This window comes from Aquimarina sediminis (assembly GCF_002895435.1).
In the GTDB taxonomy this organism is placed as follows: Bacteria; Bacteroidota; Bacteroidia; order Flavobacteriales; family Flavobacteriaceae; genus Aquimarina; species Aquimarina sediminis.
On sequence record NZ_POYJ01000001.1, the window covers coordinates 835,239 to 849,923 of the forward strand.

The 14,685-nt window shown below is 33.1% G+C and carries 15 protein-coding genes; 5 read left to right on the plus strand and 10 right to left on the minus strand.

Going from position 1 to position 14,685, the window contains the following annotated elements:
- The first annotated feature begins 148 nt into the window (after positions 1 to 148).
- The 4 genes from C1X07_RS03705 to C1X07_RS03720 all read left to right on the plus strand — a co-directional run bounded on the left by C1X07_RS03705 (position 149) and on the right by C1X07_RS03720 (position 2,826).
- On the plus strand, positions 149 to 706 hold the full coding sequence (locus tag C1X07_RS03705) for a YIP1 family protein (protein ID WP_103068603.1): 558 nt from the start codon (positions 149 to 151) through the stop codon (positions 704 to 706).
- 61 nt (positions 707 to 767) lie between these two features.
- Positions 768 to 1,148 carry a hypothetical protein gene (locus tag C1X07_RS03710; RefSeq protein WP_103068604.1) on the plus strand — a complete coding sequence of 127 codons (381 nt, stop codon included), beginning with the start codon at positions 768 to 770 and terminating at the stop codon, positions 1,146 to 1,148.
- A gap of 797 nt (positions 1,149 to 1,945) precedes the next feature.
- Complete coding sequence (locus tag C1X07_RS03715) at positions 1,946 to 2,422, plus strand: hypothetical protein (protein ID WP_103068605.1); 477 nt, start codon at positions 1,946 to 1,948, stop codon at positions 2,420 to 2,422.
- 212 nt (positions 2,423 to 2,634) lie between these two features.
- On the plus strand, positions 2,635 to 2,826 hold the full coding sequence (locus tag C1X07_RS03720; protein ID WP_103068606.1) for a cold-shock protein: 192 nt from the start codon (positions 2,635 to 2,637) through the stop codon (positions 2,824 to 2,826).
- Between the two features lie 131 nt (positions 2,827 to 2,957).
- On the opposite strand, the gene C1X07_RS03725 is transcribed toward C1X07_RS03720, so the two are convergent.
- From C1X07_RS03725 to C1X07_RS03765, 9 genes are all read right to left on the minus strand, one after another.
- A complete protein-coding gene (locus C1X07_RS03725; RefSeq protein ID WP_103068607.1) occupies positions 2,958 to 3,959 on the minus strand; it encodes an NADP-dependent oxidoreductase in 1,002 nt (333 codons plus the stop codon).
- A 45-nt stretch (positions 3,960 to 4,004) separates the two neighbouring features.
- A complete protein-coding gene (locus tag C1X07_RS03730; protein WP_241507180.1) occupies positions 4,005 to 4,772 on the minus strand; it encodes an SDR family NAD(P)-dependent oxidoreductase in 768 nt (255 codons plus the stop codon).
- A gap of 13 nt (positions 4,773 to 4,785) precedes the next feature.
- A complete protein-coding gene (locus C1X07_RS03735) occupies positions 4,786 to 5,172 on the minus strand; it encodes a DUF1330 domain-containing protein (protein WP_103068608.1) in 387 nt (128 codons plus the stop codon).
- Between the two features lie 33 nt (positions 5,173 to 5,205).
- Positions 5,206 to 5,841 carry a transglutaminase-like domain-containing protein gene (locus C1X07_RS03740; RefSeq protein WP_103068609.1) on the minus strand — a complete coding sequence of 212 codons (636 nt, stop codon included), beginning with the start codon at positions 5,839 to 5,841 and terminating at the stop codon, positions 5,206 to 5,208.
- A 75-nt stretch (positions 5,842 to 5,916) separates the two neighbouring features.
- Positions 5,917 to 6,969 carry a phosphotransferase family protein gene (locus C1X07_RS03745; RefSeq protein ID WP_103068610.1) on the minus strand — a complete coding sequence of 351 codons (1,053 nt, stop codon included), beginning with the start codon at positions 6,967 to 6,969 and terminating at the stop codon, positions 5,917 to 5,919.
- Between the two features lie 62 nt (positions 6,970 to 7,031).
- Positions 7,032 to 8,249, minus strand: a complete 1,218-nt coding sequence (locus tag C1X07_RS03750; RefSeq protein ID WP_103068611.1) for an acyl-CoA dehydrogenase family protein — start codon at positions 8,247 to 8,249, stop codon at positions 7,032 to 7,034.
- 53 nt (positions 8,250 to 8,302) lie between these two features.
- On the minus strand, positions 8,303 to 9,079 hold the full coding sequence (locus C1X07_RS03755; protein WP_103068612.1) for an SDR family NAD(P)-dependent oxidoreductase: 777 nt from the start codon (positions 9,077 to 9,079) through the stop codon (positions 8,303 to 8,305).
- A 10-nt stretch (positions 9,080 to 9,089) separates the two neighbouring features.
- Positions 9,090 to 10,904, minus strand: a complete 1,815-nt coding sequence (locus C1X07_RS03760) for an acyl-CoA dehydrogenase (protein WP_103068613.1) — start codon at positions 10,902 to 10,904, stop codon at positions 9,090 to 9,092.
- 113 nt (positions 10,905 to 11,017) lie between these two features.
- Complete coding sequence (locus C1X07_RS03765) at positions 11,018 to 11,590, minus strand: Crp/Fnr family transcriptional regulator (RefSeq protein ID WP_103068614.1); 573 nt, start codon at positions 11,588 to 11,590, stop codon at positions 11,018 to 11,020.
- A 250-nt stretch (positions 11,591 to 11,840) separates the two neighbouring features.
- Here C1X07_RS03765 and C1X07_RS25255 point away from each other — a divergent pair, with 250 nt between their 5' ends.
- Positions 11,841 to 13,733 (plus strand): sensor histidine kinase, encoded by a 1,893-nt coding sequence (locus tag C1X07_RS25255; RefSeq protein WP_103068615.1) that lies wholly within the window; start codon positions 11,841 to 11,843, stop codon positions 13,731 to 13,733.
- A 76-nt stretch (positions 13,734 to 13,809) separates the two neighbouring features.
- Here the strand turns inward: C1X07_RS25255 and C1X07_RS03775 are convergent, their stop codons facing one another.
- Entirely contained in the window at positions 13,810 to 14,595 is a 786-nt protein-coding gene (locus C1X07_RS03775) for a DUF3050 domain-containing protein (RefSeq protein WP_103068797.1), read from the minus strand.
- Between the last annotated feature and the right edge of the window lie 90 nt (positions 14,596 to 14,685).

The window sequence follows — 14,685 nt, forward strand, 5'->3', positions numbered from 1 at the left end:
AGGTAACATTTTACCATTTTCTGACATATACATTAACTTGTATCCAAGAATTAAAAGAAATGAAAAGCAATACTCTATAATCAATGACCATTTGAAAACAGTAATACTTTTTATTACTTAGGTAACAACACACAACACAAACCAGTAAATGAAATCTATACTTCTTACTCTATTTAAAACTAAAAAAGGTCTCGAACTCCTTGATAACGAATATGAGGATGATCTATGGAGAAAAAGTGCTATAATTTTTGGTTTATACGCGATGATTCAATTCCTTTTTGATTTTGATGAAGACAAAGAAGTAAATAAATTCATACTCAATTTAATGGAGTTAATATTTTTTATATTTCTTTTTATTTTGGTTGGTATGTTTTGCTCTCTTATTCTCTATAAAATCGGAAAATGGATGAAAGGAAAAGCGAAGTACATAGAAATCTATTCTCTTTCTGCCTATGCTCTTATTCCAATTACAGTAGGACTCATAATAAGAGGAGGGTTGAAACACTCAGTTTTTTTTGTTCATGATTTTAACAATCCCTACTCCAGAAATTTTATTCTCTACCTCAGTTGGTTTTTTTCTCTAAAAATTCTGATTTTGGGACTGACCAAATTCAATCAATATGGAATAAAAAGAGCTATATTAAATCTCTCTCCTTTTATCTTATTACAAATTAGTCTTTTAGTAATTAGCCTTATACTTAGTTAGGTAAAGAGATTTACAGATAATCCATTAACCCCTACAGAAATCGGTAGCCAACATTAAACCTATGGGAAAATATAGTAATTCAGAATGGTATCTAAAATTAAGCAAAGAGTATCTCGAAAAACATGGAGACGTACCTCCTCCTTGGGTGTATTGCCCAACGTGTCACCCATATAGTATTTGCTGGCGAATGGGAGGAGGAGAAACACACATCATGGTATTATCAGAGTGGTTAGATCAAAAAAAGCTAACATTTAATCAACGAGTAGCCTATTTAAAAAGATACCCTGCACCGGCAAGATGGTATCAATGGATCGTTAAGTTTCTTTGGGATCTAGCACCAGAAGAATCTGATTTTGCATTGTATTTTGGAAAACTGGAAAAATTAGGTTTTCCTAATGTATCAAATTTTAAAGAAGACTTTGACAGAGAAGATTTGGAATAAAGTGGATAATGATATCAATACGCCATTATACATAAAAAGCTATAAATAGACTACCTATAATAATTTCTTTACCAGTCTTATCGTTTTTTATGAAAATGATATATTGAGGGGCTAAAACCCCCATCGTAAGACTATTCATTCAGGCATAGTCTGGCGTGAGAGTTCAAAATAAACAAGTTATTTTAAAATGACAAAAAGGGATTACCAGAAAATAATCCCTCTTATAGATTTAAAAAACAAATGCCCAAAATTTGTTATATCTCTATTACTTACGAATCGCATAGCTTGAAGCCCTAGGTAGTTCTTTTAAAAAATTTACAAGGCTCTTAAAACTTAGCCCAAAAGTTAAATAAAAATGACTCATGATTGTGTGATTTAAGGTTAATCACCTCTAATATAACAAGTTATCAACAACTAACAAAGATATTTGTTCATTATATGTTAATAATTTGTTGAAAACATCATTTTTATCGTTATAATACACAAAATTTTGTAATAATTTAAGAGACAAATAGATAAAACTTATCTAAATTGTTAATAACTCTGTTTATTATTCACTTCAACCTAAAACCCTAAAACTACTTATCAAAAATTGAATACTCATCAAACTATTCTTTTTGCTTAACAAAGTATATTTTAACTTAGGATTAACCAAATATGGATATTACATCATAAGTACTTTTACCTCTTCCATTAACACATAATAATTTTCTAGTAATATGTTCTACTTCGTAATTTGATAACAGAAGACCACTCATCTAATAATTTGTATATATACTTTTACTTAAATTGCACATATGAAAACTGCCACTGTAAAAGAACTTAAAACTGAACTCACGGATCGATCTCATCAAGAGCTTTTAGAATTGTGTCTTAGATTATCTCGATTTAAAAAAGATAATAAAGAATTACTCACATATCTCCTATTCGAATCTACTGATGAAGAAGAATATATACTAAGTATAAAAAGAGAGGTTGATGAACTATTTGAAACAATTAATACAGCTTCTTACTATTTTATAAAAAAAAGTGTTCGAAAAATTTTACGCACCATAAAAAAGTATATCAGATACTCTAATAAGAAAGAAACGGAGGTAGAACTTATTCTTTTCTTTTGTGAAAAATTAAAAAATTTGAATCCATCGATACATACGAATACCGTTTTAAAAAATATGTATAAAAGAGAACTGGGAGCAATCAAAAAGAAGATAGGTTCATTACACGAAGACCTACAATATGATTACACATTAGAATTGCAAAAATTACTTTATTAGACAATTTAGATATAGATCATTCACTATCAATGATTTCAATAAACATGCTTTCTTTCCTTTTTTACAAGTATAATTGATATTTTTTCTGCTTTTCTTAACAATAAACACAAAAAAAATGTGTTTATTGGACAAGTAAAAACATCTAAATGATGATCATTTGGATATTTGGGCTTATCTTTGATACTTATTAACTAACATTTTAAATTTTAACAATGAACAAAGGAACAGTAAAATTCTTCAACGATGCCAAAGGATTTGGATTCATTACTGAAGAAGATTCTAACAAAGAACATTTTGTACACATCTCAGGCTTAATTGACGAAATTCGTGAAGGCGATGCAGTTGAATTTGATTTACAAGAAGGAAAAAAAGGATTAAACGCAGTAAATGTGAAGGTACTTTAATATACCCTATTTAGTTTTTTAAAGCATAAAACCTGTCTTACAAGACAGGTTTTTCTTTTTTATCTCTATGTTTTTCTCTATTCTTCAAAAGAGAATCTATCGTAAAACATTAAAAAGGTTTCACTTTACCCTTATTCGAGTACCTTTAACACTAGTTTTCCCATTTTATCTCCAGAAAAGAGTCTCAAAAAGGTTTCGTAAAAGTTTTCTATACTTTCATATATATCTTCTTTACTTTTTAGCTTTCCTTGAGCCATCCATCTTCCCATTTCTATAGCCGCTTTGCCATAATCCTCTACATAATCAGTTACTAATATTCCTTGCATCGTTGCTCTGTTTACTAATAGAGATAAATAATTACCAGGTCCTTTTGGAGTTTCTTTATTATTATACTGAGAAATAGCTCCACAGATTACTACACGTGCATGTAGACGCAATTTGGTTAAAGCGGCATCCAATATTTCTCCTCCTACATTATCAAAATACACATCGATACCCTTTGGGCATACTTGTTTTATAGCATCATAAATATTTACTGCTTTATAATCAATAGCCGCATCAAAACCTAGTTCATCTATGAGATAGCTACATTTTTTTGCACCTCCAGCTATTCCTATAACCCTACATCCTTTGAGCTTAGCGATTTGCCCAACTACGCTTCCTACTGCTCCTGCTGCTCCAGAAACCAATACAATATCTCCTTCCTTAATTCTTCCAGCTTCCAAAATTCCAAAATATGCCGTCATTCCAGGCATTCCAAGTGTACTTATAAATAATGGTAATGGTGCTATTGTTGGGTTCACAGAAAACCAGCTACTCCCATCGGTTATAACATACTGCTGTACTCCACCCCAACCAGTAACATAGTCTCCTTCCTTAAATTTTTGATGATTATTCGTCTTAATGACTTTTCCTACAGAACCAGCCCGCATCACATCATCCAATTCTACAGGCTCTATATACGACTTGATATCATTAATCCAGCCGCGCATTGCCGGGTCTAAAGACACATAATGTTGTTGAATCAGAATCTCTCCTTCTTTCAGTTCTCTAAGCGGATTATTCTGTAATTCCCATGTATCTTCTTCTGGAAGCCCAATAGGTCGTTTTTTTAAAATGATTTGCTTATTCATACACTTCGTTTAGTTATCTATATGCGAATATTTTTTCTATTTCAATTATAAAGAAATACCTCCATCTAAGGTAATTGTTTGCCCAGTTATAAATTTAGTGGAATCAGAAGCTAACCAAACCACAGCCTCTGCTATTTCTTCTACTTGTCCGTAACGATTCATAGGGATCATACTTTTTAGCCGCTGGTCCATATCCGATCGTACGGACAATAGTTTATCTAATAAAGGGGATTCTGTATACCCTGGGCAAACTGCATTGATACGAATATTCTTACTAGCATACTCAAGAGCTGCTGATTTGGTCATACCTACCACTGCAAACTTACTTGCACAATACGAAAGATTATTTATTGAAGCTTTTAGACCTGCCAAAGAGGCTATATTAACTATATTTCCACTTTTTTGTTTTGCCATTTGTTTTAATGCCAGCTTCATACCATAAAAAACCCCAGTTTGATTAACTGCTATCACATTATCCCAATCTTCTAATGTGTATTCTGCAGTTCTTACAATATTCTTAGGTCCAACTCCTGCATTATTAACCAAAACATCCAACCGCCCATACCTTGAAATCGTTTTAGAAACAAGTTGTTCAACCTCATCAAATTTTGCAACATTTGCAGCGATCACAACACCTTCTCCTCCATCTTTATTAATCTCATCTGCTATTTCTTGTGCTTTATCTTCTCTGATATCAGAAATCACAACTTTTGCTTGATGTTTTGCAAAATGTTTTGCTGTCGCGGCTCCAATTCCTGAGCCAGCACCGGTTACAATAACTATTTTATCTTTTACTTCCATATTTTTATTCATTAATACCTCTTTTCTATTTACCCGTGCATACTATTAATCTCGAATCAATCAAAGCTCGGTTTCTCATTTCAGAAGGGTACCCTTCTGCTGCAATCATTTTCAAAAAATCTTCTTTACTCGCATACTCTACTATTAATATTTTATCCCATTCCCTTTTCTCTTTAGGGCCTATAATATTAAACATTGGTTTACCATGGTAAATAATTTTAGCTTTTGAAGTTTGAAAAAAGGGCTGTACAGCATGCATATATTCGGCATATGCTTGTGCTCCAGAAATTTTTGTTTTTTCTACCCTGTCCTTAAATTTCAAAAGATTAAACATCTGAAAAGGACCTTCGACAGGAAGAGATGTAAATTCTTTAAATTGCTTTGGGGTAGTTTCAATAAATGTCTCGCTCATACATCGATTTTATAAATTGATATTTATGTTTTTTTATAATCTTATCTCTTTGGCTCCCTGAAATTGTTTTACAATTTTCGGATAATGATTTTTCATGTTTTTAAAAATAAAATCAAAAGGAACATCTTCAAAATGACCATAATCCTCAATATATTCCATAAATATGCTTCCTTTTCTATCGTACTCCTGGAACATTGAATCATTTTCGCCATCAAATTCTAAAGGAAGAACATTACATTTTTCACATAGCGCTTTATTAAAAGCAGGAGACACTTTAAGCCATTTCCCTTCTAAAAATACATTTACCATTCCGTGAGGAGTTAGCTCATTGGTACCAAATTTTTCAATTAATCGCTCAACGGCGATATGATTTTTTACTTTAGCAAGGTGAATTCTTGCAGGAATCCCTACTGCTCTCAGACATGCAATAAGAAGAATCGATTTATCTACACAATGCCCTGTTGTTTTTTTAGCTACAGCACTTGCTTTATAACCTTCTTTCAAAAGGCTAATATGATAAGGATCATATCTCCATGAATCTCTGATTTTGAGATATAGTAGCTTAGCCTTTTCTTTTGAAGTGAGTCTATCTGTTTTAAATTCTTTGACGAGCTCTTGAATTACATCTGTCTCATAGTCAAAATAATATGTAGTGGTTAAATACTCCATTTTTATAATTTTATTATATATCGTAAAAAATCCTGCTAGATCAATTGTTTTCTAAAAACATGATACATCTGTCTATCAATCTATTTTTTTATCATAGATTGCCTGTAATCCAAGATTACAAAGTAGTTCTGTTGCCTTGTTCAGCTCTGCAAAACGAGGGTCTGTAGTTAATCCTTTCAGATACCTATAATATATTTGTTGCGCTATAACTGCAATTTTAAAAAGTCCAAAAACATAATAAAACACCAAATGATCTACATCCCTACCACTTTTTTTAATGTATGATTCTACAATATCACTTCTTGTCGGATTACCATCCATAATAGTAGGCAAAGGCATTCCTTGTTTTACAAAAGCATGATCACTTGCCATAGTCCAATACCCTAGTGAGGTACCTAGATCCATAAGCGGGTCTCCTAATGTTGCCATTTCCCAATCCAAAACCGCTATCACTTCATCCCAACTATCATCTTTAAAAACAACATTGTCATATTTAAAATCATTATGAATCAAACTGTGGCGGTATTGACCTGGTTGGTTTTCTTCTATCCATTGCATTACTTTTTTTGCAGCAGGTATATCTTCTGTAGCTGCTTTAAGGTATTGTTTGCTCCAATTAAGCACTTGTCGTTGTACATATCCTTCGGGTTTTCCCAAGTCTTTAAGTCCCGATTCTTTATAATCTATATTATGTAATGCCACAAAAGTATCTAGCCAAGAATCTGCTATAACTTTAAAGCTTTTGGCAGGGATATTCCTTTTCTTAGCTTCATAAATACTAAGAATAATCCCATCTACTTTTTCCATGATATAAAAAGGAACCCCTAGAATACTCTCATCATTGGTATAGGTGTACATTTTTGGAACCTTACGAAAAGTATCATATATACCAGACTGCACTTTGAATTCTCTCCCCATATCATGTCCTCGCCTAATAGCTCCAAAGGGTGGGCGACGTAGTACGTATTCTTTATTTTCTATATGCAACAGATACGTTAGATTAGAATATCCATGAGTAAACTGGGTTACTTGCCAATCACATTGATCTGTACTGATCAACCCTTCTTTTTGAAGAAATGCCTTTAATCTTTTCTCATTTAACTCTTCGCCTTTGCGTACTTTTTGCATATATCTCTTTTTAAATATGTAACATTCTAAAAACTCTCTTTAAAAAAGTAGTGCAATGCATCCTATTCTTTTACATGTTTATTGATTACACTTTTTCCTAGTTGATACATATGTACTTCATCTGGTCCATCGGCTAATCTTAATACTCTTGCTGCAACAAAAAAATGTGCCAATGGGGTATCCGCACCTACTCCTTTGCCCCCATAAATCTGCATGGCTCGATCGATAACTTTTAAAGTCATTTTTGGTGCTATAATCTTTATCATTGCTATCAAATCCTTTGCTTCCTTATTCCCTTCTTTATCCATCTTATCTGCTGCAGAAAGTGTTAATAACCGAGCTTGTTCTATTTCGCATTGGGATTTTGCAATTTCTTGTCTGATACTACTATAATCTTTTAGTGTTTTTCCAAAAGTAGTACGCTCTGAAGCTCGCTGTGACATTAATTCTAATGAACGTTGAGCCATGCCAATCAAGCGCATGCAATGGTGGATACGTCCTGGTCCCAAACGCCCTTGGGCAATCTCAAAACCTCTCCCTTCTCCAAGAATTAGATTTTCTTTTGGTACTCGAACATTTGTAAGTTCAATCTCTGCATGCCCCTCTGGAGAATCATAATACCCAAAAACTGATAGCGGTCTTATTATTTTTAATCCAGGTGTATCCATTGGTACTAAAATCATACTTTGTTGCTCATATCTTTTGGCATTAGGATCTGTTTTTCCCATAATGATAGCAACCTTACAATTAGGGTTCATCCCCCCAGAAGACCACCATTTATGACCGTTGATTACATAATCGTCACCATCCCTAATTATAGATGTTTCTATATTCGTAGCATCTGATGAGGCTACCTGTGGTTCTGTCATTAAAAAAGCAGATCGAATATCTCCATTCAGTAAAGGCATTAACCATTTTTCTTTTTGATATGGAGATCCATATTTTGCTAACACCTCCATATTTCCTGTATCAGGGGCATTACAATTAAACACTTCTGAGGACCATAGTACACGACCCATAATCTCTGCCAAAGGAGCATACTCAAGATTAGTTAAACCAGGACTAAACTCGTTATAACTTTTAGGGAGAAAAAGATTCCATAATCCGGCTTCTTTCGCTATTGTTTTAAGGTTTTCTATTCCTGAGTATTGTTTCCAATAATTATCAGGATTTTGATTAAAATTATTTACTTCTTTTTCTATTGGGAGTATATGATCTTCAAAGAAGACATTAAGTTTTTTTCGAAATGAGTTTGTTTTTTCTGAGTAATCAAAATTCATACTAATAGTATTAAATAATACGATTTTACTTTGTTTGAAATAAGAAAAGAGTGCTACCCCGCAATCATATACCCTCCATCTGCATTATAAACACCTCCTGTCATATAAGCCCCTGCATCGGATGCGAGCAAGCATACTAATCCTGCCATTTCATTAGGCATTCCCATTCTTGAAACGGGTAAAGTTTTTTCTATTTTCTGTAGTAATTTCTCATTTTGCCAAAGTGCCGCACTAAATTTGGTTTTAATCAATCCGGGGCATATTACATTAGCACGAATACCATATTGTCCCCATTCTTTTGCTAGATTTTTGGTTAGCATTAACAATGCTGCTTTGCTGGTACTATATAACCCTAGGCCTTCTCCGGGGTGTAATGCTTCTACAGAGGCTATATTAATAACACTACCACCACCACGTTGTTGCATAAATGGCCAAGTTAGGTTTGATAATATCCATGGAGCTTTTACATTAATATCCATAATTTTATCAAAAACAGCTTCTTCCGCCTTCTCTATAGGTGCATAGACTGGGTTAATTGCTGCGTTATTTACCAAAACATCAATTCCTCCAAAATGTTCATTAGTTTTTTTTATCAGAAATTCTCGTTGATCTGCCTTACCAATATGACATGCAACGCCAATTGCTTTTAGCCCTTTGGATGTAAACTCTTCTACCACTTTATCAACACTCTCTTGACTACGACTACTAATTACAACACTTGCTCCAAATTCTGCTAGCCCTTGTGCTATAGATTTTCCTATTCCTTTACTAGACCCTGTAATAATAGCAACTTTACCCTCTAGATCAAATGATTCTTTTATACTACTCATTATAAATTAATTAGTTAAAAACTTTATTTCCGTCTGCTACAGTAAGTGTATTTTCATCCATCAAGGTTTCTGCTAATCCTATCGTCTTAGGTAATTCATATTTGTAGTAAAATTTCATAGCATGAATTTTACTTTCATAGAACTCTTCAGAGTGATTTCCTGTAGCAGTAATTAAGGCTTTTTTTGAATGACAGGCAATATCTAACCATATCCATCCCATAGTAATATTTCCAAAGAATTCCATAAATGGAGTGGCATCAGATAGAAAACGCTCATACTCTCCCTTTTGAGCAAAATCGAGTAAAAATCCTATTACCTTCTTAGCTAACTGCAATTTTTGACCAAGCGTATTAGCATACTTTTTTAAGTTATCATATTTTGAAGCTTGTTGGATAGTTTGCATTATTTCGTTGGTTAACAACTTCAATGCTTTACCATCTTCCATAATTAGTTTTCTACCCAGTAAATCTTGTGATTGAATTCCGGTTGTACCTTCATAAATCGAAAAAATACGAATATCTCTATAGTATTGCTGAAGTATAAAATCAGAACAAAAGCCGTATCCTCCAAGTACTTGCACTCCATTAGAGATTGCTTGTATTCCCATTTCTGATGGATATGTCTTCACCATTGGAATTATCAATTCTAATAAAAGTGAGTATTTTTCTTTTTCGTCTTTATCCGTCAGTGTTGTCTTAAGATCATAATACTTTGATGCCAAAAGGACAAGACTTAAGGAACCTTCTGCAATAACCTTTTGCAACAATAGCATTCTTCTTACATCAGAATGGTTGATAATTAAAGTCTGACCTAGTCCTGAATCTTTTTTTCCTGCATTAGTTAATTTTCTTCCCTGCGGTCGTTCTTTTGCATATTGCAATGAGGCTTGATAAGCTGCTGTGGTAATCGCAGCAGCACCTCTTCCTACAGCAATACGGGCAGAATTCATCATCATAAACATACATTGTAGCCCTTGATGCTCTTTTCCTACTAACCATCCATAACAATCATGAGTATCACCAAAACTGAGATGGGTTGTACAATACCCCCTTTGCCCCATTTTTTGAAAATCTGCGACTGTAGTTACGTCATTCTGCATCAAATTACCATCTTCGTTAAATCTCTTTTTGGGAACTACAAATAATGAAATTCCTTTTGTCCCCGAAGGAGCCCCTTCTATACGTGCCAAAACTAAATGCACAATATTCTCTGCGTATTGATGATCTCCGCCAGAAATAAATATTTTTTGACCAGTAATTTTATAACATCCATCATCTGAAGGAACTGCCTTTGTAACAATATCAGATAATGAGCTTCCCGCCTGTGGTTCTGTAAGACACATTGTACCTCCCCATTTTCCCGAAAGCATATTAGGTACATAAATCTCATTGAGTTCTTTATTTGCAAAATGTGTTATTAGCTCTGCAGCTCCTATGGTAAGACCCAAATATCCTGGCAAATGATTATTCGCTGCATCTTGTATAAATGCTGACGCGGTATAAATCATCATGGGTAATTGTAACCCACCAGAATTATAATCAAAAGTACCAGAAATGAGTCCCATCTCCCCGCCTTTTTTCATTATAGCTTCTACTTGTTTATGAACAACGATCGATCCATCTTTATAATACGCTGGATTTTCATCCATTTCTTTAACAAAGGGAAACAATTCTCTATCAGAAAACTCCTTTACCGAGTTCAAAAACATATCCAAAGACTCTTTATCATGATCGGTAAACCGGTCTTGTTTTAGTATGTTCTCTAACCCATGTATTGTATATAAAAAATATTTAAGAGTTTCAAAATCTATATATTCGTTAGCCATTACTTTGCTTTTAAGAGTATTTGTGCAATAAATTTCGGCAATATCCAACAGATTCTCATTAAACTAGTTTAATAAGTGTTGAATTTTAGATTTTATTAACTTATTAGTAAATATTACTTTTCGCTTAATCTCTTTCGAATTTTTGACAACCCTACTGGAGTTACTCCCAAATAGGAAGCAATTAAATATTGTGGTACACGCTGAAAGAGTGTTGGACGTTTTTTTAACAATTGCGTATACCGCTCTTGATTGGTAAGACTTCTAAGCTGGTTAATTCTTTGAAAATTCACAACAAATGTTCGCTGCATGGATAATCTCCCAAAACGTTCAAACTGATGAGAATGATCAAATACTTTCTGCTGATCTGTTTTTGAAATACTATATACCGTTACATCTTCTAACGCTTCGAGATAAGCTGTCGATGGAGTTTCTTCTATATAAGCATATAGATCTGTAAAAAAATGTCCTTCAGTAAAAAATTCCATTACTCTGGTAGTCCCTTTTTCAATAGTATAATAAGACACACATCCCTGGATGGTAAAATAGAAATCATCTATATATTGACCAGGCTGTAAAAGCAATGTTCCTTTTTTAAAGGTTTTCTTTTCAAAAAATCGAATTCCGAACTCCATATCAGCATCACTGATTTGTGTAAAAGTTCGTATCGTTTTTTTTAAATCCTCCAAGGTGTAATGTTGTTTTTAACGAAAAAACAAAATATTTTGTGATTGACAAAAAGTAGCTCTTCCGTATTTCAAATTTTAAAATAAATTTTGATAATTTACAACCATGATTCTAAAATAAAAATAATTTTTTACGGTTTTACGTAAGTGAAATTTAACAATTGTTCGTAGCTTTAAGGGACATAAAAATTATATACTATATACTTTAGGTTAGTAATAACTATAAAAATCCACTTATTGTAGTATTGACTCTATGGATACACTAAATTTTTATCAAATCTTAATTTTTCTCTTTCAGGGGTTCGTTGTAGCATTTCTAATACTTCTCCTCTTCCGCCTGCGAACAATGATTGGTTTAGGGGTACTATTTACCTCATTGGGGCTTTTTCAGTTCATTCAGGTTTTTATGGCTAGTACTCTGTATTTTGAAATATCCGAGGTTATCGTAATTTCTCCTGGTTCATCGGTCTTATTTTCGGCCACACTTTTTGCTATATTACTAATATACATTAAAGAAGATGCCATGACTGCGAGAAAATTGATATATGCGCTTGTTATTGCTAATATCGTATTATGTTTTCTATTGTTATCGTTTAGAATGAATATTGAAGGAGCATACAGCTACAATCCCTTTGATGTCTCTACAGAATTCTTTTACACTAATGTATTTGTTCTATTTGTAGGAACAGGTATACTTTATCTCGATTCAATATTAATAATTTTTTTGTATGAATTTGTATCTAAACATACTTCTAGTTTATTTCTAAGAATGCTATTTACCATGGCGTTAGTGCTAAGCTTTGATGCCGTTTTCTTTACTTTAGGGTCATTTTGGTTTTTTGAGGACATACAGAAGATTATGATTTCTGGTTTAGTATCCAAAAACTCAATGGCTCTTGTTTACAGTATCCTCTTTACAGTATATTTGAAATTTTTCGAAAGAGAAGAGTACCAAGCCAGCTACATGGCTTTTAAAGATATTTTTCATTCACTTACGTATAAGCAAAAATTCGAAGTAGCCGAGAAAGCAGTTCAATTTTCTAAAAGCAGATATCATACCTTAACCAATCTGGTGCCTGTTGGTATTTTTATGACCCATTCTGACGGAAAAACTATTTTTGTTAATTCAAAATGGTGTGCAATTTCTGGTTTATCACAGGAAGAAGCACTAAACGATGGCTGGCTTAATGCGGTGCACCCTGACGACAGAAAAAGGTTAAAAAAAGGATGGTATACTGCCGCTGACAAAAGAGAAACATCTGATGCCGAATATAGGTTTCTTAAACCAGATGGATCCATTACCTGGGTATTAGGTCGCGCTATGCCGGAGTATAATGATAAACATCAAATTATTGGTTATGTAGGTACCATTACTGACATTACTAATATCAAATTATACGAACTCGAACTAAACAGGTTAAAAGAGAAAGCCGAAGAAAGCGACAGGCTCAAATCTGCTTTTCTTGCTAATATGAGTCATGAAATCCGTACACCTATGAATGGTATATTAGGGCTTGCAGAGCTTTTAAATGAGCCTAAACTTTCTGGTGATGAGCAACAACTTTATTTAGATCTTATTAAAGAAAGTGGAGCAAGAATGCTCAATATTATCAAAGACATTATAGATATTTCGAGAATAGCTGCTGATCAGGTAGAAATTTCCATTGATGAAGTCGACATTAATAAACAAACCAAAGATCTATTTGAGCTTTTTAAACCGCAAACCGACAAAAAAGGAATTATTTTATCCTTATCTAATGGATTACCTTCTGATGATGCTATTATAAAAACTGACAAAGAGAAATTCAATACAGTAATAACCAATTTGATAAAGAATGCTATCAAATACACCAATGATGGTGGTATAGAATTTGGATATCAAAAGGATAATGGAGTGTTGCAATTTTATGTAAAAGATACTGGAATGGGCATTGCCAAAAATCGTCAAAAAGCTATTTTTGAACGATTTGTTCAGGCTAATATTGAAGATAGATATGCATTAGAAGGTGCTGGTATTGGGCTCTCAATCGCTAAAGCATATGTCGAAATGTTGGAAGGAGAAATATGGCTTGAGAGTAAAGAAGATCAAGGATCTACATTTTACTTTACTTTACCCTATACAAAGGTAGAATTTATTCAAGGGTAATATAAAACTGATCACACTACAATAAGAAACACCCATTACAAATCACACACACAACCGAAGTACTAAAAACAACTCATTAGATCAATTGTAATCTATTCTTTTTTATCCCCTCCAAAATACCATTCCATAAATTCAATCTCACTTTTAAAGCTTTTTTACTAATAGCTATGGATTCTTCCCATTTATCAACATTATCTCCGCATAATTCTGTTATCATTCGCATTGCCAAAGGTCCGTGTACATCAGCATCTAACTCTATATGTCTATCTAAATAATACACCAATTGATCTAATTTGCCAGGTAATTTAGAATTTAGATCTGTTACCAATGCATTAAACATATCTGGGATTAAGTCTTCTCTTCCAAAGGTAAAAGCTGCAGCGATTTTATGAGGCTCTTTAGTATCTATTACATCAAAAGTAAAAAAGACAAATTCTTTTACAGATTCTGATATATCAAGTTTTGCAATAGAAGTTCTTAAATCTTCTCCTTGATTCAACAAATCAACCAAACATTCAATTTCTTTGGTATTTGCCTGGCATTCTGCCATTGCTTGTAGATATAATTCGAAATGACTTGCTGGATTACCTTCTTTATCCCTATCGGTTTCTTCATCCAATACAATTTCATTTATAAACCTACGTGTAGATGGATTTCCTTTAGGTATCCATGGTGTAGTAACACAGGTTAATTCTATTTGTAATCCAGTTAGGAGAGACATAAAATCCCATACTGCAAATACGTGATATTCTAAAAACACTCGTAAATCATCAAGGTCATTTATGGATTTATACACTTCATGATTTAGAAGTTTCTTTCTTAAAGGCTCAATCTCTCTTTGGATATCTACGGTGGTAATCATCTTTGTTTTTCTTTTACTAAACAATCTACGAATTGTTATTTTGAGTTTTGGAAAAAATAATTACTCCTAAATACAATTTATAACTATCCG

What these genes read in the sequence shown, in the direction of transcription:
- C1X07_RS03740 (WP_103068609.1), bottom strand. Translation starts at nt 5,841, where the DNA reads ATGGAGTATTTAACCACTACATATTATTTTGACTATGAGACAGATGTA.
- C1X07_RS03710 (WP_103068604.1), top strand. Translation starts at nt 768, where the DNA reads ATGGGAAAATATAGTAATTCAGAATGGTATCTAAAATTAAGCAAAGAG.
- C1X07_RS03725 (WP_103068607.1), bottom strand. Translation starts at nt 3,959, where the DNA reads ATGAATAAGCAAATCATTTTAAAAAAACGACCTATTGGGCTTCCAGAA.
- C1X07_RS03720 (WP_103068606.1), top strand. Translation starts at nt 2,635, where the DNA reads ATGAACAAAGGAACAGTAAAATTCTTCAACGATGCCAAAGGATTTGGA.
- C1X07_RS25255 (WP_103068615.1), top strand. Translation starts at nt 11,841, where the DNA reads ATGGATACACTAAATTTTTATCAAATCTTAATTTTTCTCTTTCAGGGG.
- C1X07_RS03730 (WP_241507180.1), bottom strand. Translation starts at nt 4,772, where the DNA reads ATGAATAAAAATATGGAAGTAAAAGATAAAATAGTTATTGTAACCGGT.
- C1X07_RS03705 (WP_103068603.1), top strand. Translation starts at nt 149, where the DNA reads ATGAAATCTATACTTCTTACTCTATTTAAAACTAAAAAAGGTCTCGAA.
- C1X07_RS03775 (WP_103068797.1), bottom strand. Translation starts at nt 14,595, where the DNA reads ATGATTACCACCGTAGATATCCAAAGAGAGATTGAGCCTTTAAGAAAG.
- C1X07_RS03760 (WP_103068613.1), bottom strand. Translation starts at nt 10,904, where the DNA reads ATGGCTAACGAATATATAGATTTTGAAACTCTTAAATATTTTTTATAT.
- C1X07_RS03715 (WP_103068605.1), top strand. Translation starts at nt 1,946, where the DNA reads ATGAAAACTGCCACTGTAAAAGAACTTAAAACTGAACTCACGGATCGA.
- C1X07_RS03735 (WP_103068608.1), bottom strand. Translation starts at nt 5,172, where the DNA reads ATGAGCGAGACATTTATTGAAACTACCCCAAAGCAATTTAAAGAATTT.
- C1X07_RS03750 (WP_103068611.1), bottom strand. Translation starts at nt 8,249, where the DNA reads ATGAATTTTGATTACTCAGAAAAAACAAACTCATTTCGAAAAAAACTT.
- C1X07_RS03745 (WP_103068610.1), bottom strand. Translation starts at nt 6,969, where the DNA reads ATGCAAAAAGTACGCAAAGGCGAAGAGTTAAATGAGAAAAGATTAAAG.
- C1X07_RS03755 (WP_103068612.1), bottom strand. Translation starts at nt 9,079, where the DNA reads ATGAGTAGTATAAAAGAATCATTTGATCTAGAGGGTAAAGTTGCTATT.